The organism is Leptospira limi, assembly GCF_026151395.1.
Lineage (GTDB): Bacteria > Spirochaetota > Leptospiria > Leptospirales > Leptospiraceae > Leptospira_A > Leptospira_A limi.
In genome coordinates this window covers 2646459-2672282 of the sequence record NZ_JAMQPV010000001.1, presented here as the reverse complement: position 1 = coordinate 2672282, position 25824 = coordinate 2646459, and the positions used below count along the sequence as shown (strand labels likewise).

The window sequence follows — 25824 nt, the reverse complement described above, 5'->3', positions numbered from 1 at the left end:
TCCGTTATATCCTTATGACGAAAACATACTCAATTTACCTACGAAATTTTTATCGTTTGTTAAAAAAATGACAAAATAGATTCACAAATTTTTTTGCCTCCTATGTACAAAAAGAAGGCAAAAAAAGATTAATCGAAGTTAGATTCGTACTCCTCCGGAGATTTCCAAGACCACACCAGTAACAAGATCATTCGTGATGATAAACTCAGCTGTAGAAGCAATTTCATCTGGTTCTCCAAGCCTACCCACTGGGATAATCGATTTCCATTTTTCCAATGCTTCTGGGTTCATGTCTTTTAATACCATCTCAGTTCCAATAAATCCAGGAGCAATTCCTGCCACTCTGATTCCGAACTTGGCGAGTTCTTTTGACCAAGTTACTGTCATGGCTGCAACTCCAGCTTTTGCTGCACTGTAATTGGTTTGTCCAGAATTACCATGCATAGCGATGGAAGCAATAGGGATGATGACCCCTTTTTTTTGTTCTACCATTTTAGCTGCTGCTTCTCTACCAGTTAAGAAGACTCCAGTTAAATTAACATCGATGACTGATTGCCATTGGTCGATGCCCATTTTACCTTTGACCTTTCCCGTTTCTTTATCCACCCGGATGAGTAGGCCATCACGTAAGATCCCTGCATTGAGGATTGCAACATCAAGGCTTCCTTGAAATGCCGCAGCTTCTTCAATGAGTCGGATACTATCTTCTTCTTTAGCAACATTGGCAACGATTCCAGTTGTTTTGATTCCTTCTTTTTGAAAGAGAGAAACGGTTTCGTCCAACTTGTCTTTTTGGATGTCTGAGAGAATGATATTGGCACCCGACTTACCGAGACGGTATGCCATTGCCTTTCCTAGTCCACCGGCAGATCCGGTGACGAGAATGTTTGCACCTTTTAATTCCATGTCCACCAGTTTCGAAAAGGGCGGACACTAGGTCGATACAATTACAGTAGAAATGATTTGGTCAAAAACGAATTATATTTCTGCTAGTTCGGCACTACGAAACGACACATAATTGTCGTTAAATGGAATTTCCACTCTGGCAACTGTTCTGTCTTCGTGAGTGATGATACGAAATAGGTTAGGGTCAACACCTTCGTTTTTAAGAAGGATCATGATGAGGGCAATTCCAAGTCCTGCACCTTCTGTATTGTCCATATTGTCCATGTAAAATTCTGCGATGTCATTATACCCCATGGACTTTTTCATTTTTTCTCTCATACGAACTTCTTCCGTTTTGATGACGGGAGTGTTGTTTGTCACTTCCACAAGGAGTCCGTCCAAACAGTAGTGGAATTTGATTTGCACATACACACCACGGGCGAGGCATCGTTTCCCATATTCATCTGCCATTTTTTCAGAAAACTTTTTGGAATACTCTTTGATCCCTTGGAAATAATCAGCTTCGTCTGTGATGTCGAGTCCCTCATCTTCGAAAAAGACTCGTTTTTGGTTGGCTTTGATTCCGTTGATGGTGAGTTCTTTAGAAATGGTATATAACATTTCCACAAATTGGGATTGTCCCACTTCGTCTAGGATATGAGTGATGAGCCCAAGCACATACTGTTCCAACTGGCGATTCATCCGAGACGACCGGACGACGATTTTCGATTTTGCCTTTACTAAATCGGGGATTTGTGCTTCTAATTCTACAAAGGGTTTCGCCACGAATCATTCCTTATACAGTGAGTGTCTCCCACATGGTTCTATTATCGAACCGGGAAATCCACAACTAAAATCAGACTGGAAAATCACCAAATTTCCTGTTTTTTTACCATTTCCAGGAAATAAACTCATTTTCCATTGACCAATGAGCCTCATTTAAAATAGTGTAAAAAACCTAGCCTCGCTTGGAAACCCGCGCTTGGGTGGGAAACGTTTGCCCTCTTAGCTCAGTGGTAGAGCACTTCCATGGTAAGGAAGGGGTCGCCAGTTCAAGCCTGGTAGAGGGCTTGTTTAGGGCTGTAGTTTAATGGTAGAACTAGGATCTCCAAAGTCCTTGGTGGGAGTTCGATTCTCTCCAGCCCTGCCAACTACGGAATATAGAATTAGAGAAACAGGACAAGGATCAATGAAAGCTACGAGTTTCATTCAGGAATGTAAAGCAGAACTTGAAAAAGTACATTGGCCTACGCGCCAAGAAGTGGTGAGTTCTACCGTTGTAGTCCTAGTTACAGTATTTATCTTTTCCTTATTTTTATCAGCTTCGGATTTCGTTTTCTTGAAACTGTTAAAGTGGTTCTGGGCATTAGGAACATAGGTAGGGAAGTGGGCGATTCTTTAGATAAAAAATGGTATGTGCTTCAAACTTATTCTGGTCATGAGAATAAGGTGAAAACTAACATTGAAAAGATGGTCCAACAACAAAAGCTGGAAGACCAGATCTTTTCGGTGAAAATTCCTTCAATGGAAGTTGCCGAAATGAAAAACGGCAAAAAGAAGGTCACGAAGAAAAAACTCATGCCGGGTTATGTTCTCGTTGAGATGAATATGACCGATGACCTTCGGTTTAAGATCCAGAACTTACCTTCTGTGTCTACGTTTGTAGGCGGAAAAGGAAAAGGTCCGGAACCACTTTCACTCGATGAGATCAAAAATCTCTTCAGTGATGTGGGAAGTGTGGAATCGGAAGAAGTATCACGACCACGTTTCCTCTTCAAAGTGGGCGAGACATTGAAAATTATAGATGGTCCGTTTGCCAATTTCACTGGGCTTGTAGATGAAATTTTCCCTGATAAGGGAAGGCTTCGTGTCCGAGTCGAAATTTTTGGAAGATCCACTCCAGTGGAGTTGGATTACCTCCAAGTAAAATCGGAACAATAGAACTGATAGATTGACTTTTAGTAAGGAACTTGAAACGAGATGGCTGCAAAGAAAGTAGTAAAACAAATTAAACTCCAAGTAGAAGCAGGGAAAGCAAACCCAGCTCCTCCGGTAGGACCTGCACTTGGTCAGGCCGGACTCAATATCATGGAATTTTGTAAACAGTTTAATGAAAGATCAAAAAACCAAATGGGACTCAAACTCCCGGTGGTGATCACTGTTTATTCCGACAGAAGTTTTACATTCGTCACTAAATCACCTCCAGCTGCTCTTCTTGTCATGAAGGCACTTGGGATTCCAGGTGGATCTGCTACTCCTCACACAGTGAAAGTAGGAACGATCAAACGCGCACAACTAGAAGAAATTGCAAAAACGAAGATGGAAGACCTCAATGCGAACGACTTAGATGCAGCAGTGAAAATCATTGCTGGAACTTGCCGTTCCATGGGTGTTAACGTCGAGTAATCATTAGGAAACGGGAACCGAAGTCATGAAACGCGGCAAAAAATACATCCAACTCAAAGAGAAAGTCGATCGCACAAAGGCTTATACCCTTGGTGAGGCAGTCGGTTTAGCGAAAGCGACCAGTTACTCAAAGTTCGACGGGACTTTAGAGATCTCTACTAAAATCAATTATAAATCTCTTCAAAACGTAAGAGGGACAATTTCTCTTCCACATGGAACTGGAAAAACAATTAAGGTTTTGGTTTTCTGCAAAGGAGACAAACAAAACGAAGCAAGAGAAGCTGGTGCTGATTTTGTTGGCGATATGGACCTGATTGAAAAAGTTTCTGGTGGTTGGACTGATTTTGATGCTTGTGTGGCAACTCCTGATATGATGAAGGAAGTTGGTAAACTTGGTCCAGTTCTTGGTCGTAAAGGCCTTATGCCTAAACCAAAGGCAGGAACTGTCACTACTGATGTTACAAAAGCAGTGAAAGAACTCAAAGCGGGTCGTATTGAATACCGTCCTGATAAAGGGGGAGTGGTTCACTTAGGGGTAGGAAAATGTTCCTTCTCTGATGATAAACTTTCTGATAACATCAATGCTGTTGTTGCAGCACTTATGAAAGACAAACCTTCCGATGCGAAGGGAGATTACCTCAAGTCTTTCTCTGTAGCAGCGACTATGGGAATCGGCGTAAAAGTCGATGTAAAAGAACTAGTAAACGCGAACATATAACGAGTAAGAACAATGGCAAATCCATCTAAAATTGAAGCAGTATCAGAACTTAAGAGTCGTTTGGAAAAACGACCTAACTTTATTTTAGCATCTTACAGCGGTTTAACTGTTGAAGATATGTCTAACCTTCGTGCGAAACTTCGCAAAGAAGGATCGGAGATGAAGGTAATCAAAAACAACCTTTTTCTCCGTGCATTAAAAGAGTCTTCTGAACATAAAAACAACTCCATCGATTTTGGGGATGTTTACAAAGGACCACTTGCAGCGATTTTCTCTCTGGATGCACTTCCAGCAGTAGCGAAAGTTTGTAAGGACTTTGCAAAAGATAAGAAGGAACTTGAAATCAGAACCGGCTATATGGACGGTGAGGTTTTGGGTAAGTCTGGAGTAGAGGCGATTGCTGGACTTCCGTCCAAACAAGAACTTCTTGCGCAAGTTGCTCGTGGGATCAATGCTCCTGCAACACAAATTGCTTCTGGAATCAATCAAATCATGGCATCATTGGCACGCGCCATCAATGCTGTAGCCGAGAAAAACGGCAATTAGTAATCATAGTGATTAGTAGGATAAGGAGAATATAGATGTCTGTTGACGCGCTATTAGAACAAATTGGAAGTCTTACATTAGTTCAGGCTGCTGACCTAGTGAAAAAGATGGAGGAGAAATTCGGGATTTCTGCTGCTGCACCGGTTGCGGTAGCGGCTGTTGCGGGTGCAGGTGGTGGCGCTGCTGCTGCTGAAGAACCAGCAACTTTCAATGTTATCTTGAAAGCACACGGTGACAAAAAGATCGACGTTATTAAACTCGTTCGCGAAATCACTGGTCTTGGATTAGCAGATGCGAAAACTCTTGTAGAGGCTGGTGGAAAATCAGTGAAAGAAGGGGTTTCTAAAGATGAAGCTGCTGATATTAAGAAAAAACTCGAAGGTGTTGGGGCTCAAGTAGAAGTTGCTGCTGCCGGTTAATCGGTTGCCAATTTTTAAACCCAGTCTTCAAAAACTTAGAGGCAGGGAGGCCGTAGGCGTCCCCACCTCTATTTTTTCGTTTATCATACCATCTATTATTTTGACGTCTCTAGGGAGAGTATTCCATGCATACCCGAATGCAAATTAGAAACCGGGTAAATTTCGGTAAAATTACCGACCTCAATTTACTTCCTAATCTTATCTACGTACAGAAAAAATCCTTTGATTGGTTTCTCCAGTCGGAAGTGAAAGATCCGACCAAACGTTTAAACCAAGGGTTGGAAGCAGTTTTTCGCGAATCTTTTCCAATCGAATCACCAAACAACGATATGGTCATGGAATATGGCCATTATGTGTTAGGAGAACCAAAACGTGATCCTCAAGAATGTAAGGACACTGATTCTTCTTATGCGGTTCCACTAAAAGCAGTCATTCGACTCATCATCAAGGACACCGGTGAAATCCGCGAACAAGTTGTCTATATGGGTGACCTTCCTGTGATGACAGACCACGGTACTTTCATCATCAACGGTGCGGAAAGAGTAGTGGTAAGCCAGTTACACAGATCTCCTGGTATTTTCTTTTCTTATGACCAAGTGCGAGATACATTCTCGGCGCGAGTCATTCCATACCGAGGTTCTTGGTTGGAATTTGAGATGGACAACAAAGGTATCCTTGTTGCCAAAATCGACCGTAAGAAAAAATTCCCTGCTACTTTACTTGTAAAAGCTATGGGAATGGGAACAAACGAAGAAGTATTACGTTTGTTCTACGGTTCAAGCAAGATGAAAATTGCTGGTGCCAATCCAAAAGACCTCAAACGTCTGATCGGCCGACGAACCATTGCTGATATCATTAACATGGAAACAGGCGAGGTAATGCTCGATGCTGGTTCCAAAATCAATGAGGATAATATCTCCATCCTTCGTGAAATGAAGGTAAAAGATGTGGATGTCATTGAATTTCCAAAAGGAAAAGACAATCCTGTTCTCATCAACTGCCTTGAAAAAGACGGAGTCAATGACTACGAAGATGCGGTGAAAAAATTTCACACCATTATGCGTCCGGGTGAACCTTCTACGATTGAAAACGCGGAAGCAGAACTCAAACGACTCTTTTTCTCTCCTAAAACATTTGATTTGGGTGTAGTAGGTCGTTATAAAATCAATAGCAAATTTGAATTCAACAATCCGAAAGAATTCTCAAAAGCTGATGACCGAGTTTTAAGAAAACAAGACATCATTGAAACGGTTCGTTACCTTGTGATGTTAATGTCTGAGGCAGAGAACTACTACCCAGATGATATTGACCACTTAGGAAACAGAAGGATTCGTTCTGTTGGTGAGCTCATTGCAAACCAATTGAAACTTGGATTCTCTCGTGTAGAACGTGTCATCAAAGAAAGAATGACCGTACAAGAACCGGAACAACAAACTCCGCAACTTCTCATTTCCATCAAACCAATCACAGCTGTGATCAATGAGTTTTTTGGATCTTCGCAACTTTCTCAGTTTATGGATCAAACGAACCCACTAGCGGAACTAACTCACAAACGTAGGTTAAACGCTCTTGGACCTGGTGGTCTTTCTCGTGATAGAGCAGGTTTCGAAGTCCGTGACGTTCATTATTCTCACTATGGCCGTATGTGCCCAATTGAAACACCGGAAGGTCCAAACATTGGTCTCATTCTTTCCATGTCTAGTTTTGCAAGGGTAAACGATTATGGGTTCATTGAAACTCCATACCGCCTTGTCAAGAATGGAAAGGTCCAAAAACAAGTAGAGTATCTCACTGCTGACAAAGAAGAATACCACTATATGGCGCAGTCGAACTCGACTGTGGATGAGAAGGGAGAATTTACTTCCAAACTCATTTCCACTCGTCATAGAGGAGACTTCCCTTTCCGTAGCCCATCTGAGATCCAGTATATGGACCTTGCTCCACTACAAGTTGTGTCTGTATCAACAGCTCTCATTCCATTCCTCGAACATGATGATGCAAACCGCGCTCTCATGGGTTCGAACATGCAACGCCAAGCAGTGCCACTTCTCACGGAAGAAGCTCCTTTTGTGGGAACTGGTATGGAAGCTCGTGCAGCGTATGACGCTGGGGTTTGTATTGTTGCGAAAAAAGACGGTGTGGTTTCCAAAGTGGATGCAACAGGTGTTTGGGTGAAAGAAGACCAATCCAAAGAGATTGTGCACTATCCACTCATTAAATTCAAAAAAACCAACCAAGGTACATGTTTTAACCAAAAACCAAACGTGTCCATGCTCCATACCACAACTGGTGGTAAGGTGAATAAGGTTTCCAAAGAACGGATCGAAGTTACAACTCCGAACGGTGAAAAGGAAATCCACGAATTGGTATTATCGGAAGAAGTACAATTCCATGCTGTTGTCAAAGAAGGACAAGATATCGGAATTGGAGCTCCTGTTGCCGGCCAGATCATCAAAGGGGAAAAATACGGTGAGTTCGGACAAATCCTCCAAAAAGGAACTGTCCTTGCGAATGGTCCTTCCACTGACGCAGGTTATTTGGCACTGGGAAGAAACGTTCTTGTGGCATTTATGCCTTGGGAAGGTTACAACTTTGAGGATGCGATTCTGATCTCTGAACGAATCATCAAAGACGATGTTTTCTCTTCCATTCACATTGAAGAATTTGAAATCCAAGCTCGGGAAACCAAACTCGGACAAGAACAAATCACTCGTGACATTCCAAACCTTTCGGACAAAGCGTTCCGAGATTTGGATGAATCAGGTGTGATTCGTGTGGGTGCTGAAGTAAAACCTGGTGACATCCTTGTTGGTATGGTGACTCCTAAAGGGGAAACTGACCTCACTCCAGAATATAAATTATTACACTCCATCTTTGGAGAAAAGGCAAAAGAAGTAAGAGATTCCTCTCTTCGTATGCCAAACGGTTTCGAAGGAACTGTGATCGATATCAAACGTTATTCCCGTGAAACTGGCGATGAACTCGCTGCTGGCGTGGAAGAAATGGTGAAAGTGTATGTGGCTCGTAAACGTAAACTCCTAGTGGGTGATAAGATGGCGGGTAGACACGGAAACAAAGGGGTAGTTGCACGTGTGATGGCACAAGAAGATATGCCATACATGGAAGACGGAACTCCAGTTGATATCGTTCTAAACCCTCTCGGTGTTCCTTCACGTATGAACCTCGGTCAGATTTTTGAAACTCAACTTGGTTTTGCTGCTAAAAAACTAGGGATCAATTTTGAAACCCCAGTTTTTGATGGAGCGTCAGAAGGTGATGTTCACGAATTCTGCCAAAAAGCAGGTTTACCAGGAAACAGCAAATTTCAGTTATTCGACGGAAGAACAGGTGAAAAATTCATCAACCAAGTTTTCTGCGGATACATTTACATGTTAAAACTGGCTCACTTGGTGGATGACAAAATCCATGCAAGGTCTACTGGACCTTACTCACTCGTAACGCAACAACCACTCGGTGGTAAGGCGCAGTTCGGGGGACAAAGGTTAGGAGAGATGGAAGTTTGGGCTCTAGAAGCGTATGGTGCATCACACACCTTACAAGAGTTACTCACCATTAAGTCAGATGATATGTTAGGTCGTGCAAGAATTTACGAAGCGATTGTCAAAGGAATTCACTCGATTAAACCGGGTATCCCAGAGTCCTTCAACGTTCTTGTACAGGAACTCCGAGGTCTAGCACTCGATATCATCATCAAAGACTCCGAAGGATTGGAAGTGGATATCTCTGATTACGAAGATGAATTCTCGAAAAACAAAAAGAAAATCAAATTCGAGACCATTGAAAACGTTTAGGGAAGGGAAAAAGTATGAGAAATTACAATAGTTTTGAATCGATTACGATCCGTTTGGCATCACCCGAGCGGATCAAAGAGTGGTCGTTTGGGGAAGTCAAAAAACCTGAAACGATTAACTACCGTACCCTAAAACCGGAACGAGATGGTCTTTTCTGCGAAAAAATCTTTGGAACCACAAAGGATTGGGAATGTTACTGCGGTAAATTCAAATCCATCCGTTATAAGGGTGTGGTTTGCGACAAATGTGGAGTTGAAGTAACTCACTCCAAAGTGCGTCGTGAGAGAATGGGGCATATTGAACTAGCGGCCCCAGTTTCGCATATCTGGTACTACAGATCCGTTCCATCACGTATGGGTCTTCTACTTGATATGACGATCAACCAACTCAAAAGTGTTCTATACTTTGAGAAGTATGTGATCATTGACCCAGCTGATTCTGGAAGGAACAGAGGGGAACTCATCGATGAAGATGAATACCACAATTATTTAGATGAATACGGTGATAAGTTTATCGCAGGTATTGGTGGGGACGCAATCAAAGAACTTCTCGCACGCATTGATGTGGACGCAGAAGCTCGTGTGATCCGCCAAAAGATCCAAGACAAAAACAAAATCTCCGACAAACGTATTTTCAAACGCCTCGAAGTTTTGGAAGCATTCCGTGATTCGGGTAACCGTCCTGAATGGATGGTTCTGGATGTAGTTCCGGTTATCCCACCAGAACTTCGCCCGATGGTGCAATTAGAGGGGGGACGTTTTGCCACTTCCGACCTCAACGATTTGTATCGCCGTGTGATCAACCGTAACAATCGATTGAAACGTCTTCTTGCCCTCAAAGCTCCTGAGATCATCGTTCGCAACGAAAAACGTATGTTACAAGAAGCAGTAGATGCTCTTTTTGATAACAGCCGTCGTAAACGAACTGTCAAAGGAAAAGGAAACAGACCTTTAAAATCTATCTCCGATATGCTCAAAGGAAAACAAGGTCGGTTCCGCCAAAACTTACTCGGAAAACGGGTGGATTACTCTGGTCGTTCCGTAATTGTTGTTGGTCCAGAACTCAAATACCACCAAATGGGTCTTCCTAAAAAAATGGCTTTGGAACTTTTCAAACCGTTCATTATGAAACGCCTAGTGGATTTGGAACTAGCACCAAACATCAAATCTGCGAAGAAAAAAATCGAAGCGGAAGACAAAGAAGTTTTTGATGTATTGGAAACCGTGGTGAAAGAACACCCGGTTCTACTCAACCGTGCTCCAACACTTCACAGACTTGGAATCCAAGCATTTTTACCAGTCCTTGTAGAAGGAAAAGCAATCAAACTCCACCCACTCGTATGTCACGCGTTTAACGCCGACTTCGACGGGGACCAAATGGCCATCCACGTTCCACTCGCGCCAAAAGCACAGCTTGAAACTTGGATGCTCATGTTATCACCGCATAACATCTTAAACCCAGCGAATGGACAACCAATTTGTGGACCAACTCAAGATATCGTTCTTGGGATTTATTATCTCACTTCTGAAGTGAAAGACGCAAAAGGTGAAGGTAAATTCTTCACGGGTCTGGAAGAAGTGATGTATGCGATTGAAACAAAAACAGTTGAAATTCGCTCTAAAATCTCCGTTTTACACGAAGGGAAAATCATCGAAACTACACCTGGTCGACTTATCTTCAACCAAGTGATGCCAAAAGGGTATGTTTATATCAACAGAACCCTCGGTGATAAAGAAACAAACAAAATCATTGCAGACGTATATGAGAAGTTTGGACCAGGGATCACAGTTGTGATGCTTGATGAAATCAAACGTCTTGGTTACCGTTACGCGACTGTATTTGCTCCAACAATCTCCATTGATGATATCCGAGTTTCTCCTCAAAAAGAAGGTCTCGTGAATGATGCCAACAAAGAAGTTGAAAAAGCAGATATGGAGTACCGTAAAGGTATCATCACAAACGAAGAACGTCGTAAAAAAGTAATCGAGATTTGGACCAAAACCAATGACCGCATTACAGAAGGGATGTTCAAGGAACTCGAAAAAGACCAAGCGGGATTTAACCCTGTTTACGTCATGGCAGCCTCTGGTGCTCGCGGATCAAAACAACAGATCCGTCAGCTTGCTGGGATGCGGGGCCTTATGGCGAAACCATCTGGGGAAATCATCGAACTTGCGATTCGTTCGAACTTCCGTGAAGGTCTTGGGGTATTAGAATTTTTTATCTCCACACATGGTGCGAGAAAGGGTCTTGCGGATACTGCCTTAAAAACAGCGGATGCGGGTTATCTCACTCGTCGTCTAGTAGACATCTCACAGGACGTGATCGTATCCGAAGATGATTGCGGAACTAAAGCAAACATCACTCTCGGAATCGTAAAAGAAGGGGAAAACGTAATTGTTTCTCTTGCGGACAGAGTGTTCGGCCGTTACACAGCTGAAGACCTAGTAGACCCTGTGACGGAAAAAGTAGTATTTCCAAAAGATACTCTCATCACAAGAGCTCTTGGCCAACAGATTGAAAACCTTGGTTACGATAAAATCAAAGTAAGATCGCCACTCACTTGCCGTTCCCGACATGGAATTTGTACAAAATGTTATGGTATGGACATGGCTCGCCTTGTGCCTGCTGAGATTGGTGAAGCAGTGGGAACCATTGCGGCTCAGTCCATCGGGCAACCAGGAACACAGCTTACGATGAGAACCTTCCACGTGGGTGGTGCAGCATCTGCAACCATTTCCGAAAGAGAACATAAAGTTCCTTATCGTTCGATCGTAAAATCAATTAACGGTCGTCTTGTGACGAACGCAAACTCTGCAAAAGTTTTTGCTCGTCGCGGAACCATCATCGTAAACCGACTCATCCAAGAGTTCAACACGGAGTCTTTATCCAGTGTTCGAATCGTGGATGGACAACGTCTAGAAAAAGGGGAAGTGTTCGCAACACAAGTGGGTGAATCCACGGAACAACGAATCACTTCTGACCAAGCAGGTGTTGTTTCCCTAGTCGGAACTACACTTCGTATTCTAGGGGATGACATTGTCATTCCAGTCAAAATCGGTACTATCTTAAAAGTAGAAGAAGGTCAAATCGTTGATGAAAACAGAGCTCTCGCTGAGTTTGACCCTTTTAACGAAGTGGCTGTTTCGGAAACGGCTGGAACGATTCAATGGGAAGATTTGGAAATTGGTAAAAACGTTCGTCGTGACGTAGACCCTAAGACATCCAATATCATTTTAAAAGTCGTAGAACAGAAGAAAGACCGTCTCGTTCCAAAAGTAATTGTTGGATCTGATAGTTATTCCGTTCCAGTAGATGCACTCCTCCAATTCCAAAATGGAGACAAAGTAAGAGAAGGGGATATCATTTTCAAAATCCCATCGGTTGCTGAAAAAACACGTGATATCACGGGTGGTCTTCCAAGGGTAGATGAACTTTTCGAAGCACGTCGTCCAAAAGACGCCTGCACACTTGCTGAAATTGACGGAAAGATTGAAGACAAAGGAGAAATCGTAAAAGAAAAACGAATTCTCTACATCATTCCAGAAACGGCAGAACAAGAAAAAGTAAAAGTAGCAATCCCTGTTGGAAAACAAATTCGTGTGCGCCAAGGTGACTTTGTGAAACGAGGAGACCAGTTGGACGAAGGAAACTTTGATCCACATGATATCCTTGCGATCAAAGGACCAAGTGCCCTTCATGAATACCTAGTGTCCGAAGTGCAAGAGGTATATCGTTTACAAGGAGTTCATATCAATGATAAACACATTGAAGTTGTGGTTCGTTCCATGCTTCGTAAGGTGATCATCACTGATAGTGGGGACACATCGTTCGTAAACCAACAACAAGTGGATAAATTTCTCTTTGATGAAGAAAACGACCGAGTGGAACAAGAGGGTGGATCTCCTGCACAAGGAACTCCAGTTCTTCTTGGTCTTACCAAAGCATCTCTTAATACTGAGTCTTATTTCTCAGCAGCATCCTTCCAAGAAACCACTAAGGTTCTGACAGATGCAGCGATCAAAGGAAAAACAGATAACCTTATGGGTCTGAAAGAAAACGTAATCATTGGTCACATGATCCCTGCGGGAACAGGTATGAAAAAATACCGTGACATTGAAGTTTTCAAAGAAATGCCTGGGGATTTGGATTGGGACTTGGAATCAGAAGATGAGGAAGAAGAAGTTTCTGAACTTTCAGAATCAGCTCCAGTTTCGACTGCTACTCTTTCAAGACTTGTGGCAGAAGAAGATGAAGACGAGGATGAATTAGAAGAAGAAGCGGACGACTCAGATGATGAGGACGATGACGATTAGTCACTAAAGAATTCTTTTAGAAATCATCCAATTTGGATGGTTTCTAGGGACAAAAATCATGTTTTCGTTTACAAAATGTCCCTATCTGGAATTTTGGACGAAAACGTCATTATTTTTTTAAATAGAGAAGTAGAAGAAGGAATCGAATGCCTACAATTAACCAGCTCATCCGCATTGGAAGAGAAGACCAAAAGAAAAGAACTAAATCTCCCGCTCTAAAGGCATGCCCACAAAGACGTGGAGTTTGCACAAGAGTGATGACTTTCACTCCTAAAAAACCTAACTCGGCTCTTCGTAAAGTAGCAAGGGTTCGTTTGACAACAGGAATTGAAGTTACTGCTTATATCCCAGGCGAAGGCCATAACCTCCAAGAACACAACGTGGTTCTTATCCGTGGGGGAAGGGTAAAAGATTTACCAGGGGTTCGTTATCATATCATTCGTGGTACACTGGATACACTCGGTGTGGACAAACGTCGCAAAGGACGTTCTAAATACGGCGCGAAGCGTCCTAAAGCGTAATCGGAGAAAGGTATATGTCTAGAAGAAGAGGAAAAGTTGAACCGCGCCACATCGAAGGCGATCCAAAATACAACGACAAAGTGATTTCAAAGTTTATCAACTGCCTAATGGTAGATGGTAAAAAAAGTGTCGCTGAAGCTGTGTTCTACGATGCATTAGAAGTCATTGCGAAAAAAACAGGACAAGATCCTTTTGCTGTTTTCCAAGAAGCATTGGAAAATGCAAAACCACAAGTGGAAGTAAAATCCCGCAGAGTGGGTGGTGTCACTTACCAAGTACCAATTGAAGTTCGTCCAGAAAGACGTCTTGCACTTGGAATTAGATGGCTAATCAAATATAGCCGTGGCAGAAACGAAAAATCTATGAAAAACAAATTGGCAGCAGAATTCATGGAAGCCCAAAAAGGCACAGGATCTGCGATCAAGAAAAAAGAAGACATCAGAAAAATGGCAGATGCCAACAAGGCATTCTCTCATTACCGCTGGTAATCCCTTTTATTCGATTCCAAACATTGATAAGCCAGGTTTGATACCTGGCTTTTTTATTTTCGCACTCATCCCATAAACCATGATCTACCGCACAGTTGGCATTTTTGCTCATATCGATTCTGGGAAAACTACCCTCACCGAACGAATCTTATTCGAAGCGGGTAAAATTTCCGCGGTTGGAACCATAGAAGATGGGAACACCGAGTCAGACCAACTCCAAGAAGAAATCGAAAGAGGGATTTCCATTCGTACTACGTTCCATGTGGTACCTTGGACAACAAGTTTCGGAACCTTTGAAATCCAACTCATCGACACACCTGGTCATATAGACTTTCGAAACCAAGTGACGGACCTTCTTCCCGCAATGGAATCTGCCATTGTCATTTTAGAAGCAGGTTCCGTTGTACAATCCCAAGCAAGGTTAGTGATTGAAGAGTTACGAAAGGCAAAGATCCCAATTGTATTTTTCATCAACAAATTGGACAGGTTTGCAGAAGACTACCTCGATACACTAGTTTCTTTGGAAGAGATATTACAAATACCTCCCGTTTCCTTATTCCAAAAAGGAGCCAATGGTTGGGAATACTACTTGCAAAACGAAAGAGTATTTTCCAAAACCACGAAAGAAGAATTACTCGCATGTGATGAAGAATCACTGTTAACGTTCTGGAAGGAAGAAAACGAAACATCAGAATTACCAAAACTTTCCCTACAAAAGGGGACAGGGGAAGGGAAACTTTACCCAGTGTATGGTGGTTCTGCCAAAACCGGTGAAGGGGTTCGTGAACTTCTGGATCTAGTTATGTGGACAAATCCCAAAGAAATTGAACCAATTTCTCATTCTCCACTCCTTGTTCTCTCAAGAAGGACAGACCCACAGATCGGTCGTTATGCGGTCATTTGCCCAACGATTTCATTACCAGTCGCGAAGGTGATGGAAGTCCTTCTTTTCTCAAAGGAAACACTGGACCCAGCCAAACGCGAAAAAACCATTCCGTTTGGTTATGATACCAACCTCTCCCTTTCTTTTTTATCAGCAGAAACGTTTGAAGGAGTAGGTTCCCTTACCAAAGGAAAGCTTATACTCGTTCGGGAAAATGAACATTTCCAAATGGAACCGGGGAATCCCGTTGTCTACCTTGCGAGTGTTACCAGTGCAATTAGTTCCAAACCCACAACCTCGGAACTGAGTCCGTTTTCTGTGGTGTTAGAACCAGAAAATAGTGCGGAAAAGGAATTTTGGTTATGTCGCTTACAGGAACTCATTTGGGAAGATCCCGGTTACCAGCTGGAACTGAAAGAAGAAACAGGACAAATTGTCCTTTTTGGGAGAGGGGAACTCCATTTAGAGATTGGAATCCGAAGGATTTCCGAGAAAACTGAAAAAAAACTCTCTTTTAGTTCGATAAACATTGCCAAATTAGAGCTTTTTAAAAAAATGTCTCATAAGGTTGCCCTAGAGCATCGTGCCTTTGAAGACCAAAAGTCAAGCGGCGCGCTCATCGCAGTCCTGGAAGATACTGCCGATTTTTCGAAGCAAATTGCCTTCGAGGTAAGTCTTCCGGAAGAAGTAAAACATTCGATAGAAACGTCCTTTATAGAAGCCTGCTTACACGGGTTTTACGGTGAGGAAGTTTGTGGCCTGAGACTAAGAGTCCTCTCTTATGAGATGCCTCCGGGGGATTTACAAACCACTCTCACATTACTCAAAGTAGCAATACTTGCAGGAGTGAAGGAATGTTTTCCGTCAAACACATATTTGGTTGGTCCCCTCACTGAGATCGAAGTGATGGTAGACGCAAACCATTTGGGTGTAGTTCTTTCTGATCTAAGTCGCAGGAACGCAAAGGTGGTATCCACCTATGAGGCTGTGGCAGGGAAGAGTCACTTAAAAGCCAATGCATCGGCAGAAAACCTGCTTGGCTTTTCAGGGGCTCTTAGAAACATGACCAAAGGGATTGGCATTTCTTGGGAAAGGACTGCTTTTACCTCTGAATTTTATGCAGTTCTAAAGGAGTAAAGAACCGAATATCGGGTCTTGCACCACGATTGAGGAGTAGATTCTAACAATGGCTAAAGAAAAATTTGACCGTTCAAAACCACACTTAAACATCGGAACAATTGGTCACGTTGACCACGGTAAAACTACGCTAACAGCAGCAATCACAACGACGCTTGCTAAGTTAGTTGGTGGAAAAAACAAAGCGATTGCTTACGACCAAATCGACAACGCGCCAGAAGAAAAGGCTCGTGGGATTACTATTGCAACGTCTCACCAGGAATATGAAACTCCTAACCGTCACTATGCACACGTAGATTGTCCAGGTCACGCGGACTATGTTAAAAACATGATTACTGGTGCTGCTCAGATGGATGCTGCGATTCTCGTAGTTTCTGCAACTGACGGTGCTATGCCTCAAACCAAAGAACACATCCTTCTTGCTCGCCAAGTTGGTGTTCCTTACATCGTTGTTTATCTTAATAAAGCAGACATGTTAGCTGCTGACGAAAGAGAAGACATGATTGAGATGGTTAAAGAGGAAATCAAAGACCTTCTTAACAAATACAACTTCCCTGGTGATAAAACACCTTTCATTTCCGGATCTGCATTAAAAGCTCTAGAAGGTGAAGATTCTGACCTAGGTATGAAATCCATTTTGAAATTGATGGAAGCAGTTGATACTTACGTTCCAAACCCTACACGTGTTGTTGATAAACCTTTCCTAATGCCAGTAGAGGACGTATTCTCTATCACTGGTCGTGGAACTGTTGCAACAGGTCGTGTTGAGCAAGGAGTTCTTAAGATCAACGATGAGATCGAGATCGTTGGTATTCGTGATACATCTAAATCAGTTGTTACTGGTATTGAGATGTTCCGTAAACTACTCGACCAAGCAGAAGCAGGGGACAACATTGGTGCTCTTCTTCGCGGAACGAAAAAAGAAGACATCGAAAGAGGTCAAGTTCTCGCGAAACCGGGTACAATCACTCCACACAGAAAATTTAAAGCAGAAGTTTACGTCCTTACAAAAGACGAAGGTGGACGTCACACTCCATTCTTTAATAACTATCGCCCACAATTCTACTTCAGAACTACAGACATTACTGGTGTTTGTAACCTTCCTGGTGGAATGGAGATGGTTATGCCAGGTGATAACGTTACGATGTCAATCGAACTTATCCACCCAATTGCTATGGACCAAGGTTTGAAGTTCGCTATCCGTGAGGGTGGAAGAACGATTGGTTCTGGTGTTGTTGCGGAGATCGTTGAGTAATCGCAATGGCTGGACAAAGAATTCGCGTTAAGTTAAAAGCTTTCGATCATCGGTTGATTGACCAATCAACCTTTGAAATCGTTGCAACTGCGAAAAGGACTGGAGCTACTGTCTCCGGTCCTATCCCACTTCCAACGAAAAAAGAAATCTACACGGTATTACGTTCTCCGCACGTGAATAAAAAAGCTAGAGAACAATTTGAAATGAGAACTCATAAGAGACTCATCGATATTTTAAATACGAATGAAGATACGGTAGAAGCCCTGATGAAGCTTCAACTCCCTGCTGGAGTTTCCGTAGATATTAAATCCTAAGGATAGGATCCATGGCTAAAGGTTTAATCGGCGAAAAATTGGGCATGGCCCACATATTCAATAACGACGGTAAGATGGTAACTGTTACTGTTTTACGCGTGGGTCCTTGTTTTGTGTCCCAGGTAAAAACTGCTGCGAATGATGGCTACGAAGCTGTTCAATTAGCATTTGGTGATGCCAAAGAAAAACACTTAACAAAGGCCGAAGCTGGACATATCAAAAAAGCGAATATCGCTACTCCTAAAAAAACTTTGGTTGAATTCAAAGGATTTGAAGAAGTTGCAGTGGGTTCAGAAGTGAAACTCGCTGATGTTTTTGCTTTGAATGATACAGTAAAGGTTACCGGAACTTCTAAAGGGAAGGGAACACAAGGTGTTGTAAAACGCCATGGTTTTGCTGGTGGTCCTGCTGGGCACGGTTCTCGTTTCCAAAGACACCCTGGTTCGATTGGATCGAACACAACTCCTGGACGTGTGTTCAAGGGTTTGAAGATGGGTGGAAGAATGGGTTCTGAACAGACAACTGTTCGAAACCTGAAAGTAGTAAAAATTGATGCAGATGCTAACTTAGTATTTGTATCCGGTCCGGTTCCAGGAAGGGAACGTGGTATCGTTACGATAGAAAAAATCGGATAGATAGGTAGAACATGAAAGCGCGTAAATACAATAAAGAAGGCGTATTCGTAAGCGAAGTTGAACTTCCGGCAGAATTATTTGCTACCGGCATTTCGCTTGGAGCCATCTATGATGCGGTTAAAGCTGAAAATGCGAACAATAGACAAGGAACACATTCGACTAAAGATCGTTCCGAAGTTCGCGGTGGGGGAATCAAACCTTGGGCTCAAAAAGGAACTGGTCGTGCAAGACAAGGATCCATCAGAGCTCCTCATTTCGTTGGTGGTGGTATCATTCATGGACCAAAACCAAGAGATTATTCCTCTAACTTGTCACGCAGCGTTAAGAAGAAAGCTGTTCTCTCCATCCTTAACAAAAAGGCAGAAGAAAACAGAATCGCGATCATAGAAGACGTAGAACCTTCTTCTTACTCCACAAAGTCCATCTACAACATTTTGAAGAACATGGACATTGCAGAGAAGGGTAACGTGGGATTTGTAGTAGCTGGTGAAAACCAATTCCTAAAAAGATCCACTCGCAATATAGAGAACCTCAAATATGTGAACAGCAAACGTGTCGTTTGCCGAGACATCCTCTATAATAACAATTTAGTAATCTCTGAAAGCGCTTTAAAAGAGCTTCAGGCTCAGTATTCTAAGAAAGGATAAGACAGTGAACCTAGAGAATGTAATCTTATCACCAGTTGTTACAGAAAAGTCGCAAGACCTGCAAACAATTGGAGAACGTATGGGAAAAAGAACTGTCAAGTATACGTTCAAAGTCCACCCGGATGCGAACAAAACTTTGATCAAACAAGCCCTGAAACAAATGTATAACGTTGTTCCAACTGCAGTAAACGTAGCCGTTTACCGTGGTAAAATGAAACGTTTTAGAAACATGCCGTCCCCAAGACCTCACTACAAAAAAGCTGTAGTGACCTTCGCTGACGGAGCAAATTTGGATTTTGCTAAGGTTTAATTATGGGAATTAGAAAACTTAAACCCACAACACAGTCTAGCCGGTATTATTCGGTATTAGATTTCAAAGAAATCACAGAAGTGGTTCCTTATAAACCTCTCACTGCCAATTTTTCTTATAAGGCTGGCCGTGACAATAAGGGACGTATTGCTGTTAGACGCAAAGGTGGACGTAACAAAAGAAAGTTTCGTATCATCGATTTTAAACGTAATAAATTTGGAATCCCTGCAACAGTAAAAACAATTGAATACGATCCAAACCGTTCGTCATTCATTGCTCTTGTCTGTTATGCAGATGGGGAATACCGATACATTTTAGCTCCAAACGGTCTTAAAGTTGGAGATAAAATTGAGTCTGGTCCAAACGCAGAGATTAAACTTGGAAATACACTTCCATTGGATAAAATCCCTGCAGGAACGAACGTTCACAACATCGAACTCCATATCGGAAAAGGTGGTCAGATTGCAAGAACAGCAGGTTCCTTTGCTGTGATCTCTGCAAAAGACGGTGACTACGTTTCACTCAAACTTCCTTCTTCGGAAATCCGAAAAGTACGTAAAGAGTGTTTGGCGACTGTTGGAGAACTTTCCAACAAAGACCACAACTTAGTGATCATAGGAAAAGCCGGTCGTAACCGTTGGTTAGGAAAAAGACCGAAGGTAAGAGGGGTCGTAATGAACCCTGTGGACCACCCACTCGGCGGTGGTGAAGGTAGAACTTCCGGAGGTCGTCACCCAGTGACTCCTTGGGGTAAACCTACGAAAGGATTTAAAACACGTAAGACTAGACCGTCTGATCGTTTTATTGTCCAAAGACGTAAGAAAAACAGGAATAGGTAGGATCTAGATACTCATGGCTAGAAGCTTAAAAAAAGGTCCGTTCATCGACGACCACCTCATGAAAAAAATTACGAGCCTTAACTCTGAAGGGAAAAAAACTCCCTTCAAGTCTTGGTCCAGAAGAAGTACCATTTATCCAGATATGATTGGTCATACAGTCATGATTCATAATGGCAAAGCGTTTGTTCCTGTTTATGTGAATGAAAACATGATTGGACACAAACTCGGTGAATTTGCTCCCACTAGAACCTTCAAAGGTCATGGTGGAGACAAAAAAGTAGCGAAGAAATAGGTAGAGTGATGGAAGCAAAAGCAGTAGGAAAACACCTCAGAATTTCTGCCAGAAAAGCTCGCCTGGTTGCTGATGAAGTTCGTGGATACGATTACAAAGAAGCGATAGATATCTTGCGATTTACAAACAAATCGGCAAGTTCAATGATCATTAACCTTCTAAACTCTGCAGTGGCAAATGCCATTCAGATGAATGAAAGTTTGGATCCAAGCTCACTTTATGTTAAAAAAATCTATGTGGATGACGGCCCAATCATGAAACGTTTCCGCCCAAGAGCACGTGGACGTGCTTCTCGGATCCGTAAACGCCTAAGCCACATCACTGTTGTTGTATCTGAAATCGAAAAGAAGGTTAGCTAATTTATGGGTCAGAAAGTAAATCCAATCGGACTACGAATCGGAATCACACGTAACTGGGATTCGGTTTGGTTTTCCAAACAAGATTACATCAAAAATCTTCACGAAGATATCAAGATCCGTAGATTCCTTCAGAAGAAATTCAAAAACGCATCCGTTGTGAAAATCGTAATCGAAAGATTCCCTGAGAAAATCAACGTGAACCTCCATACTTCTAAACCAGGTATGGTGATTGGTCAAAAAGGCCAAAACATCGAAGCGGTGAAACAAGAGCTAAAAAAATACGCTGATAAACCGATCGGGATGAACATCATCGAAGTGAAAAAACCAGAAATCATCGCACAAGCGATTGCTGAAACGGTTGCCCTTCAAATCGAACAAAGGATGCCTTTCCGTCGAGTGATGAAAGCGGAACTTCGTCGTGCGATGCGCGGTGGAGTGGAAGGTGTAAAAATCCAAATTTCTGGACGTCTCAATGGGGCGGACATGGCAAGAACAGAAAAGTATATGGAAGGACGAGTTCCACTTCATACTCTTCGTGCCAAAATTGATTTTGGATTCAAAGAAGCTCTTACGACTTTCGGACAAATCGGTGTGAAAGTATGGACTTATACAGGTGATTACTTCCCAACGAAGGAAGAATCCGATGAAGATAAATACGCTGTAAAACGTAGAACGAGTTAAGAAGTACTAAAGAGAAACCATCATGTTAGCACCTAAACGAGTAAAATTTAGAAAACGCCAAAGAGGGCGCTTAAAAGGTAAGGACGAAAGAGGTTCTTACGTTGCGTTCGGAGAGTTTGGTTTAAAAGCCATTTCCTCCGGTCGTATCACTGCGCGACAAATTGAGGCAGCAAGGATCACTATCAACCGCCAAGTAAAACGAGGTGGGAAATTATGGATCAGGATCTTTCCTCATTTACCAATCACTAAAAAACCTGCCGAAACTCGTATGGGTAAAGGTAAAGGTAACCCTGAGTTCTGGATTGCTGAAATCCGACCAGGACGAGTTCTTTTTGAAATGGCTGGTGTTGATGAAGAAACAGCAAGAAAAGCACTCCACCTAGCAGCATTTAAACTGCCAGTTGAAACTTCATTTGTTAAGAGGAACGTTCTATGAAAGACGATTTCAAATCACTTTCTCCAGAAGATTTGAAGAAAGAAATTCTTTCCTCTTCCGAAGAAGTAAGAAAAGCAAGATTCCAATTTGGTGTTACAAGATCACTTGAGAACCCCAAAGTTATCCGCAATCATAAGAAGAGAATTGCCCAAGCGTTAACTGTCCTTCGTGAGAAGGAACTAGCTGCAAAAGGTAAACTCAAACAAATCGCACCGAAAGCTGGTTCGGCTCCAAAAGTCGCTAAAACAAGCAAAGGTAAGAAGAAGTAGGTTATGGAAGATAAAAACTCTAAAAAATCTTTAACCATTCAAGGTGTAGTTGTGAGTGATGCTATGGACAAAACCGTAGTGATCGAAATCATCACTAGAAAAGTGCACCCACGGTTTAAGAAAATTATGACCAGAACTTCTCGTGTGAAAATTCACGATGAGAAGAACGAGTGTCAAGTTGGTGATCGAGTCATCGCTGTGGAAACAAGACCACTTTCTAAACAGAAACACCATAAACTTGTAAAGGTAATTGAGAAGGCGAAATTAGTATGATCCAACAAGAAACTATTTTACAAGTAGCCGATAACTCGGGTGTGAAAAAAGTCATGTGCGTTAAAGTGCTTGGCGGTTCCAAAAAACGCTACGCAACGCTTGGTGACGAAATCATCGTCGCTGTGAAAGAAGCACAACCTGCATACGGACTTCGTGACGGGCAAGGTAAAAAAGTGCATAACAAAGCGGTTCAAAGAGCCGTTGTCGTAAGAACGAAAAAAGAAGTTCGTCGTCCAGACGGAACTTACATCCGTTTTGATGACAACGCGGTTGCCATTATCGATGATAAAGGGAATCCAAAAGGAACAAGGATCTTCGGACCTGTTGCTCGTGAACTACGTGATAAAAAATACATGAAAATTATATCTCTAGCTCCGGAGGTTCTCTAAAATGGCGACTAAGTTAGCATATAGAGGTTCCGAGCCTACTAAATTCAAAAAAACAAAAATCAAAAAGGACGATGAAGTTCTTGTGATTTCTGGAAAAGAAAAAGGAAAAAAAGGGAAGGTACTTGCTGTTGATAAACGCAAAGACCGTGTTTACATCGAAGGTGTGAACAAAAGAAAAAGATTCGTTCGCCCAACCCAAGAAAACCCTGGTGGTGGCGCGATTGAGATCGAATTCCCAATCCATATTTCCAATGTGATGTTTCACGACGCAAAAGCTGAGAACAAAGCGAAGCCAAAGAAGAAAATTAAGGCTGTACGCTTGGGCTTTGCTAAGAAGGATGGTAAATCCGTACGAGTGACTCGACCTGAAGGGAAAGAAGTATAGATATGGTACCTAGGCTTAAATCAAAATACGAAAAGGAAATTCGTCCTACACTCCAAAAGTCACTCGGCTTTCAAAGTGTGATGCGTGTTCCGAAATTAGAAAAAATCGTAATCAACGTAGGGATGGGCGAAGCTCATACCAACCCTAAAGCAATGGAAGCATGCCTTGTGGAAATTGGCCAAATCACTGGACAAAGACCTGTGAAAACTTTCGCTAAAAAATCCATAGCGGGTTTCAAAGTGAGAGAAGGGATGGTTCTCGGTTGCAAAGTGACTCTACGTGGACATCATATGTATGAGTTCCTTGATCGTTTCATCAACGTTGCCCTTCCAAGGGTTCGTGACTTTCGTGGTGTTAGCCCGAAGGGATTTGATGGCAGAGGGAATTACAACCTTTCTGTTAGAGAACAGATCATTTTCCCAGAGATCCAATTTGATAAAATCAATACGATCTATGGAATCAATATCACTTTCGTAACGAACACGGAAGTGGACAAAGAAGCGTTCGAATTATTCCAAGCCTTCGGTATGCCTTACCGAGCGGCAGGTAAGTAGGAGATTACTCATGGCGAAAAAATCAATGATGGAACGCCACGCCAAAGAGCAAAAATTCAAAGTGAGAGAGTACAATCGTTGCCCTCTTTGTGGTCGATCACGCGCTTATTTGCGCCGCTTTGATATGTGTCGTCTTTGCTTCCGGGACCTTGCTAGCAAGGCTCAGATCCCCGGTGTGAAAAAGTCCTCCTGGTAATTAGGTTAAGGTAAGATATGAGTCTTTCAGATCCAATCGCAGATATGCTAACAAGAATTAGAAACGCACAACAAGCTAAACATGAGCTTTGTGTGATTCCTGGTAGCAAAATCAAAAAGTCCATCCTAGATCTTCTCAAAGAAGAAGGTTTTGTAGATGATGTCCAAACTGTAAAAAATGGAAGTTTTGATGACTTCCAAGTAAAATTGAAATACGACACAGAGAAAAAACCTGTGATCCGTATGATTGAACGTGTTTCCACACCAGGACGTCGGGTATATATCCAGTCTGGTGAAATCCGTCCTTTCCGAAATAACATCGGAACACTCATCCTTTCGACTTCGAAAGGTGTGATGACGGGAAAACGCGCTCGCAAACTCAGAGTAGGAGGGGAAGTTCTCTGTAAGGTATTCTAGAGAACGATAACACCATGTCTCGAGTTGGAAAAAGTATCATCAAATTGCCTGCAAAGGTAGAAGTTAAAGCAGATGCAGAAGCCCTTACAATCAAAGGGCCGTTAGGGGAATTAAAAACTCCACTTTACGAAGGTGTCGGAGCAAACGTTGAAAACGGCGAATTGGTGTTCACAAGAAAAAGTGAAGACCAAAAGACAGTGGCTCTCCACGGTCTGGTGCGTTCCCTTGCGATGAACTGTGTAAAGGGTGTCACAACTGGTTGGGAAAAAAATCTAGAAATCACTGGGGTCGGTTACCGTGCGCAAAAACGTGGTAAGGATCTTGTGATGGCACTTGGTTATTCTCACGAAGTGGTTTTCCCTGAGCCAAATGGCATCAAAATTGAAGTCGCAGATCAGCTCAAAATCAAAGTATCGGGCATTGACCGACAACTGGTTGGACAAGTTGCGGCTGACATTCGTTCCAAAAGACCTCCAGAGCCTTATAAAGGCAAAGGGATCAAATATCAGAACGAATACATCCGTAGAAAGGCCGGAAAAACCGGTAAGAAGTAGAACGTCATGATCAACAAGACAGCTAAAAATAGTAAAAGATTGAGAAGAGCGGAGAGAGTTCGATACAAACTCCGCCAAACATCGGATAGACCTCGGTTAGTGTTTAACAAAACAAACCGTTACCTGACTGCGCAAATCATTGATGATGCAAAAGGTGTAACACTTGTTTACGCAACCACTCTCGAGAAAGATTTTCCGAAACATGAAAATTCTAAGAAGAGTAAATCGGCTGCAACCGAACTCGGTAAAGTGGTCGCTGATAAAGCGAAAAAAGCGGGTGTTTCCCAAGTGGTACTCGACCGTTCTGGAATGGTTTACCATGGAAGAATCGCTGCGTTTGCTGATTCTGCCCGTGAAGGTGGATTGGAGTTCTAAATGATGTTAGAAGAAGAAACAAAAGAATTTACTGAGAAAGTCGTTAAAATCGACCGCGTCGCCAAAGTAGTAAAAGGGGGACGTCGTTTCTCTTTTAATGCTCTTTCCGTTGTAGGTGACTCCAAAGGAAAAGTAGGCATTGGTTTTGGAAAAGCAAATGAAGTTCCAGATGCCATCCGAAAGTCCATTGAATCGGCAAAAAAGAATTTAAAATCCATTCATTACATTGGTCACACCGTTCCACACGATGTGGTTGGACAATTCAAATCAGCACGAGTGATTTTGAAACCAGCTTCACCGGGAACTGGGATCATCGCTGGAGCTTCCGTTCGATCCGTATTGGAAAGAGCAGGGATCCAAGATGTACTAACAAAGTCTTGGGGTTCTTCAAACCCGATGAACATTGTAAAGGCGACTATGGATGCATTACAACAGTTGGAAACTCCGTCTATGGCGGTGAAACGACGTGGTGTTAGCCTCAAACACTTGTTTGGGCAAGATCTATAAGAAGGAA

The 25824-nt window shown here is 42.5% G+C and carries 33 protein-coding genes and 2 tRNA genes; 33 read left to right on the top strand and 2 right to left on the bottom strand.

Annotated elements, in window-relative coordinates; genetic code table 11:
- Positions 1 to 138 precede the first annotated feature (138 nt).
- Entirely contained in the window at positions 139 to 906 is a 768-nt protein-coding gene (locus tag ND812_RS12520; protein ID WP_265375696.1) for an SDR family NAD(P)-dependent oxidoreductase, read from the bottom strand.
- A 72-nt stretch (positions 907 to 978) separates the two neighbouring features.
- Complete coding sequence (locus ND812_RS12515) at positions 979 to 1671, bottom strand: histidine kinase (RefSeq protein WP_265375695.1); 693 nt, start codon at positions 1669 to 1671, stop codon at positions 979 to 981.
- 213 nt (positions 1672 to 1884) lie between these two features.
- On the opposite strand from ND812_RS12515, the gene ND812_RS12510 reads away from it, so the two are divergent.
- From ND812_RS12510 to rpsE, 33 genes are all read left to right on the top strand, one after another.
- Positions 1885 to 1956: transfer RNA gene (locus ND812_RS12510), tRNA-Thr, on the top strand.
- 5 nt (positions 1957 to 1961) lie between these two features.
- Positions 1962 to 2035 (top strand) — tRNA-Trp (locus tag ND812_RS12505).
- A 39-nt stretch (positions 2036 to 2074) separates the two neighbouring features.
- Positions 2075 to 2263, top strand: a complete 189-nt coding sequence (gene secE, locus ND812_RS12500; protein WP_002973751.1) for a preprotein translocase subunit SecE — start codon at positions 2075 to 2077, stop codon at positions 2261 to 2263.
- A gap of 8 nt (positions 2264 to 2271) precedes the next feature.
- Positions 2272 to 2826 (top strand): transcription termination/antitermination protein NusG, encoded by a 555-nt coding sequence (gene nusG / locus ND812_RS12495; protein ID WP_004783847.1) that lies wholly within the window; start codon positions 2272 to 2274, stop codon positions 2824 to 2826.
- 39 nt (positions 2827 to 2865) lie between these two features.
- The gene (rplK, locus tag ND812_RS12490) at positions 2866 to 3291 is read left to right on the top strand and encodes a 50S ribosomal protein L11 (protein WP_100721689.1); all 426 of its coding nucleotides are present in this window, start codon (positions 2866 to 2868) and stop codon (positions 3289 to 3291) included.
- Positions 3292 to 3316: 25 nt separating this feature from the next.
- Complete coding sequence (gene rplA, locus ND812_RS12485) at positions 3317 to 4009, top strand: 50S ribosomal protein L1 (protein ID WP_100721691.1); 693 nt, start codon at positions 3317 to 3319, stop codon at positions 4007 to 4009.
- Positions 4010 to 4021: 12 nt separating this feature from the next.
- A complete protein-coding gene (gene rplJ, locus ND812_RS12480) occupies positions 4022 to 4555 on the top strand; it encodes a 50S ribosomal protein L10 (protein WP_265375694.1) in 534 nt (177 codons plus the stop codon).
- Positions 4556 to 4590: 35 nt separating this feature from the next.
- Positions 4591 to 4974, top strand: coding sequence for a 50S ribosomal protein L7/L12 (rplL, locus tag ND812_RS12475; protein WP_012388946.1), 384 nt, complete (start codon positions 4591 to 4593; stop codon positions 4972 to 4974).
- Between the two features lie 125 nt (positions 4975 to 5099).
- The gene (gene rpoB / locus ND812_RS12470; RefSeq protein ID WP_265375693.1) at positions 5100 to 8786 is read left to right on the top strand and encodes a DNA-directed RNA polymerase subunit beta; all 3687 of its coding nucleotides are present in this window, start codon (positions 5100 to 5102) and stop codon (positions 8784 to 8786) included.
- 14 nt (positions 8787 to 8800) lie between these two features.
- Positions 8801 to 13102 (top strand): DNA-directed RNA polymerase subunit beta', encoded by a 4302-nt coding sequence (rpoC, locus tag ND812_RS12465; protein WP_265375692.1) that lies wholly within the window; start codon positions 8801 to 8803, stop codon positions 13100 to 13102.
- Positions 13103 to 13248: 146 nt separating this feature from the next.
- Positions 13249 to 13623: a 30S ribosomal protein S12 gene (gene rpsL / locus ND812_RS12460; protein WP_004783543.1), complete on the top strand. Its 375-nt coding sequence runs from the start codon at positions 13249 to 13251 to the stop codon at positions 13621 to 13623.
- A gap of 14 nt (positions 13624 to 13637) precedes the next feature.
- On the top strand, positions 13638 to 14111 hold the full coding sequence (gene rpsG / locus ND812_RS12455; RefSeq protein ID WP_015678186.1) for a 30S ribosomal protein S7: 474 nt from the start codon (positions 13638 to 13640) through the stop codon (positions 14109 to 14111).
- Between the two features lie 79 nt (positions 14112 to 14190).
- Positions 14191 to 16131 carry an elongation factor G-like protein gene (locus tag ND812_RS12450; protein ID WP_265375691.1) on the top strand — a complete coding sequence of 647 codons (1941 nt, stop codon included), beginning with the start codon at positions 14191 to 14193 and terminating at the stop codon, positions 16129 to 16131.
- 49 nt (positions 16132 to 16180) lie between these two features.
- Positions 16181 to 17386, top strand: a complete 1206-nt coding sequence (gene tuf / locus ND812_RS12445) for an elongation factor Tu (RefSeq protein WP_108958618.1) — start codon at positions 16181 to 16183, stop codon at positions 17384 to 17386.
- A 5-nt stretch (positions 17387 to 17391) separates the two neighbouring features.
- A complete protein-coding gene (rpsJ, locus tag ND812_RS12440) occupies positions 17392 to 17700 on the top strand; it encodes a 30S ribosomal protein S10 (protein WP_002974412.1) in 309 nt (102 codons plus the stop codon).
- 11 nt (positions 17701 to 17711) lie between these two features.
- A complete protein-coding gene (rplC, locus tag ND812_RS12435) occupies positions 17712 to 18335 on the top strand; it encodes a 50S ribosomal protein L3 (RefSeq protein WP_265375690.1) in 624 nt (207 codons plus the stop codon).
- An 11-nt stretch (positions 18336 to 18346) separates the two neighbouring features.
- Positions 18347 to 18982, top strand: coding sequence for a 50S ribosomal protein L4 (gene rplD, locus ND812_RS12430; protein ID WP_100727889.1), 636 nt, complete (start codon positions 18347 to 18349; stop codon positions 18980 to 18982).
- A 4-nt stretch (positions 18983 to 18986) separates the two neighbouring features.
- Positions 18987 to 19292, top strand: a complete 306-nt coding sequence (locus ND812_RS12425; RefSeq protein WP_002973792.1) for a 50S ribosomal protein L23 — start codon at positions 18987 to 18989, stop codon at positions 19290 to 19292.
- A 2-nt stretch (positions 19293 to 19294) separates the two neighbouring features.
- A complete protein-coding gene (gene rplB, locus ND812_RS12420) occupies positions 19295 to 20131 on the top strand; it encodes a 50S ribosomal protein L2 (RefSeq protein WP_015677973.1) in 837 nt (278 codons plus the stop codon).
- A 13-nt stretch (positions 20132 to 20144) separates the two neighbouring features.
- A complete protein-coding gene (rpsS, locus tag ND812_RS12415) occupies positions 20145 to 20423 on the top strand; it encodes a 30S ribosomal protein S19 (protein WP_100743125.1) in 279 nt (92 codons plus the stop codon).
- Between the two features lie 8 nt (positions 20424 to 20431).
- Positions 20432 to 20782 (top strand): 50S ribosomal protein L22, encoded by a 351-nt coding sequence (rplV, locus tag ND812_RS12410; protein WP_100721562.1) that lies wholly within the window; start codon positions 20432 to 20434, stop codon positions 20780 to 20782.
- Positions 20783 to 20785: 3 nt separating this feature from the next.
- Positions 20786 to 21463: a 30S ribosomal protein S3 gene (gene rpsC, locus ND812_RS12405; protein ID WP_100721560.1), complete on the top strand. Its 678-nt coding sequence runs from the start codon at positions 20786 to 20788 to the stop codon at positions 21461 to 21463.
- Positions 21464 to 21485: 22 nt separating this feature from the next.
- Positions 21486 to 21899 (top strand): 50S ribosomal protein L16, encoded by a 414-nt coding sequence (gene rplP / locus ND812_RS12400; RefSeq protein WP_012388934.1) that lies wholly within the window; start codon positions 21486 to 21488, stop codon positions 21897 to 21899.
- Complete coding sequence (rpmC, locus tag ND812_RS12395) at positions 21896 to 22168, top strand: 50S ribosomal protein L29 (RefSeq protein WP_100721558.1); 273 nt, start codon at positions 21896 to 21898, stop codon at positions 22166 to 22168. The genes rplP and rpmC overlap by 4 nt, the downstream gene beginning before the upstream one ends.
- A 3-nt stretch (positions 22169 to 22171) precedes the next feature.
- Entirely contained in the window at positions 22172 to 22441 is a 270-nt protein-coding gene (rpsQ, locus tag ND812_RS12390) for a 30S ribosomal protein S17 (RefSeq protein WP_012388932.1), read from the top strand.
- Positions 22438 to 22830, top strand: a complete 393-nt coding sequence (rplN, locus tag ND812_RS12385; protein ID WP_002974152.1) for a 50S ribosomal protein L14 — start codon at positions 22438 to 22440, stop codon at positions 22828 to 22830. Before rpsQ ends, rplN begins: the two co-directional genes overlap by 4 nt.
- Before the next feature lies 1 nt (position 22831).
- Positions 22832 to 23215, top strand: coding sequence for a 50S ribosomal protein L24 (rplX, locus tag ND812_RS12380; protein WP_012388931.1), 384 nt, complete (start codon positions 22832 to 22834; stop codon positions 23213 to 23215).
- Positions 23216 to 23217: 2 nt separating this feature from the next.
- Positions 23218 to 23769, top strand: coding sequence for a 50S ribosomal protein L5 (gene rplE, locus ND812_RS12375; protein ID WP_100721710.1), 552 nt, complete (start codon positions 23218 to 23220; stop codon positions 23767 to 23769).
- A gap of 10 nt (positions 23770 to 23779) precedes the next feature.
- Positions 23780 to 23965 (top strand): type Z 30S ribosomal protein S14, encoded by a 186-nt coding sequence (locus ND812_RS12370; protein ID WP_012476296.1) that lies wholly within the window; start codon positions 23780 to 23782, stop codon positions 23963 to 23965.
- 17 nt (positions 23966 to 23982) lie between these two features.
- Entirely contained in the window at positions 23983 to 24381 is a 399-nt protein-coding gene (rpsH, locus tag ND812_RS12365; protein WP_002973604.1) for a 30S ribosomal protein S8, read from the top strand.
- A gap of 14 nt (positions 24382 to 24395) precedes the next feature.
- Positions 24396 to 24935, top strand: coding sequence for a 50S ribosomal protein L6 (gene rplF / locus ND812_RS12360; RefSeq protein ID WP_100721709.1), 540 nt, complete (start codon positions 24396 to 24398; stop codon positions 24933 to 24935).
- 6 nt (positions 24936 to 24941) lie between these two features.
- Positions 24942 to 25310 (top strand): 50S ribosomal protein L18, encoded by a 369-nt coding sequence (rplR, locus tag ND812_RS12355; protein ID WP_265357714.1) that lies wholly within the window; start codon positions 24942 to 24944, stop codon positions 25308 to 25310.
- A 3-nt stretch (positions 25311 to 25313) separates the two neighbouring features.
- Positions 25314 to 25817 (top strand): 30S ribosomal protein S5, encoded by a 504-nt coding sequence (rpsE, locus tag ND812_RS12350; RefSeq protein WP_002973816.1) that lies wholly within the window; start codon positions 25314 to 25316, stop codon positions 25815 to 25817.
- Positions 25818 to 25824: the final 7 nt, after the last annotated feature.

Excerpts from the sequence above, each read along its gene's own strand:
- ND812_RS12520 (WP_265375696.1), bottom strand. The coding sequence starts at position 906 with ATGGAATTAAAAGGTGCAAACATTCTCGTCACCGGATCTGCCGGTGGA.
- secE (WP_002973751.1), top strand. The coding sequence starts at position 2,075 with ATGAAAGCTACGAGTTTCATTCAGGAATGTAAAGCAGAACTTGAAAAA.
- rplK (WP_100721689.1), top strand. The coding sequence starts at position 2,866 with ATGGCTGCAAAGAAAGTAGTAAAACAAATTAAACTCCAAGTAGAAGCA.
- rplA (WP_100721691.1), top strand. The coding sequence starts at position 3,317 with ATGAAACGCGGCAAAAAATACATCCAACTCAAAGAGAAAGTCGATCGC.
- rplJ (WP_265375694.1), top strand. The coding sequence starts at position 4,022 with ATGGCAAATCCATCTAAAATTGAAGCAGTATCAGAACTTAAGAGTCGT.
- rplL (WP_012388946.1), top strand. The coding sequence starts at position 4,591 with ATGTCTGTTGACGCGCTATTAGAACAAATTGGAAGTCTTACATTAGTT.
- rpoB (WP_265375693.1), top strand. The coding sequence starts at position 5,100 with ATGCATACCCGAATGCAAATTAGAAACCGGGTAAATTTCGGTAAAATT.
- rpoC (WP_265375692.1), top strand. The coding sequence starts at position 8,801 with ATGAGAAATTACAATAGTTTTGAATCGATTACGATCCGTTTGGCATCA.
- rpsL (WP_004783543.1), top strand. The coding sequence starts at position 13,249 with ATGCCTACAATTAACCAGCTCATCCGCATTGGAAGAGAAGACCAAAAG.
- rpsG (WP_015678186.1), top strand. The coding sequence starts at position 13,638 with ATGTCTAGAAGAAGAGGAAAAGTTGAACCGCGCCACATCGAAGGCGAT.
- ND812_RS12450 (WP_265375691.1), top strand. The coding sequence starts at position 14,191 with ATGATCTACCGCACAGTTGGCATTTTTGCTCATATCGATTCTGGGAAA.
- tuf (WP_108958618.1), top strand. The coding sequence starts at position 16,181 with ATGGCTAAAGAAAAATTTGACCGTTCAAAACCACACTTAAACATCGGA.
- rpsJ (WP_002974412.1), top strand. The coding sequence starts at position 17,392 with ATGGCTGGACAAAGAATTCGCGTTAAGTTAAAAGCTTTCGATCATCGG.
- rplC (WP_265375690.1), top strand. The coding sequence starts at position 17,712 with ATGGCTAAAGGTTTAATCGGCGAAAAATTGGGCATGGCCCACATATTC.
- rplD (WP_100727889.1), top strand. The coding sequence starts at position 18,347 with ATGAAAGCGCGTAAATACAATAAAGAAGGCGTATTCGTAAGCGAAGTT.
- rplB (WP_015677973.1), top strand. The coding sequence starts at position 19,295 with ATGGGAATTAGAAAACTTAAACCCACAACACAGTCTAGCCGGTATTAT.
- rpsS (WP_100743125.1), top strand. The coding sequence starts at position 20,145 with ATGGCTAGAAGCTTAAAAAAAGGTCCGTTCATCGACGACCACCTCATG.
- rplV (WP_100721562.1), top strand. The coding sequence starts at position 20,432 with ATGGAAGCAAAAGCAGTAGGAAAACACCTCAGAATTTCTGCCAGAAAA.
- rpsC (WP_100721560.1), top strand. The coding sequence starts at position 20,786 with ATGGGTCAGAAAGTAAATCCAATCGGACTACGAATCGGAATCACACGT.
- rplP (WP_012388934.1), top strand. The coding sequence starts at position 21,486 with ATGTTAGCACCTAAACGAGTAAAATTTAGAAAACGCCAAAGAGGGCGC.
- rpmC (WP_100721558.1), top strand. The coding sequence starts at position 21,896 with ATGAAAGACGATTTCAAATCACTTTCTCCAGAAGATTTGAAGAAAGAA.
- rpsQ (WP_012388932.1), top strand. The coding sequence starts at position 22,172 with ATGGAAGATAAAAACTCTAAAAAATCTTTAACCATTCAAGGTGTAGTT.
- rplN (WP_002974152.1), top strand. The coding sequence starts at position 22,438 with ATGATCCAACAAGAAACTATTTTACAAGTAGCCGATAACTCGGGTGTG.
- rplX (WP_012388931.1), top strand. The coding sequence starts at position 22,832 with ATGGCGACTAAGTTAGCATATAGAGGTTCCGAGCCTACTAAATTCAAA.
- rplE (WP_100721710.1), top strand. The coding sequence starts at position 23,218 with ATGGTACCTAGGCTTAAATCAAAATACGAAAAGGAAATTCGTCCTACA.
- ND812_RS12370 (WP_012476296.1), top strand. The coding sequence starts at position 23,780 with ATGGCGAAAAAATCAATGATGGAACGCCACGCCAAAGAGCAAAAATTC.
- rpsH (WP_002973604.1), top strand. The coding sequence starts at position 23,983 with ATGAGTCTTTCAGATCCAATCGCAGATATGCTAACAAGAATTAGAAAC.
- rplF (WP_100721709.1), top strand. The coding sequence starts at position 24,396 with ATGTCTCGAGTTGGAAAAAGTATCATCAAATTGCCTGCAAAGGTAGAA.
- rplR (WP_265357714.1), top strand. The coding sequence starts at position 24,942 with ATGATCAACAAGACAGCTAAAAATAGTAAAAGATTGAGAAGAGCGGAG.
- rpsE (WP_002973816.1), top strand. The coding sequence starts at position 25,314 with ATGTTAGAAGAAGAAACAAAAGAATTTACTGAGAAAGTCGTTAAAATC.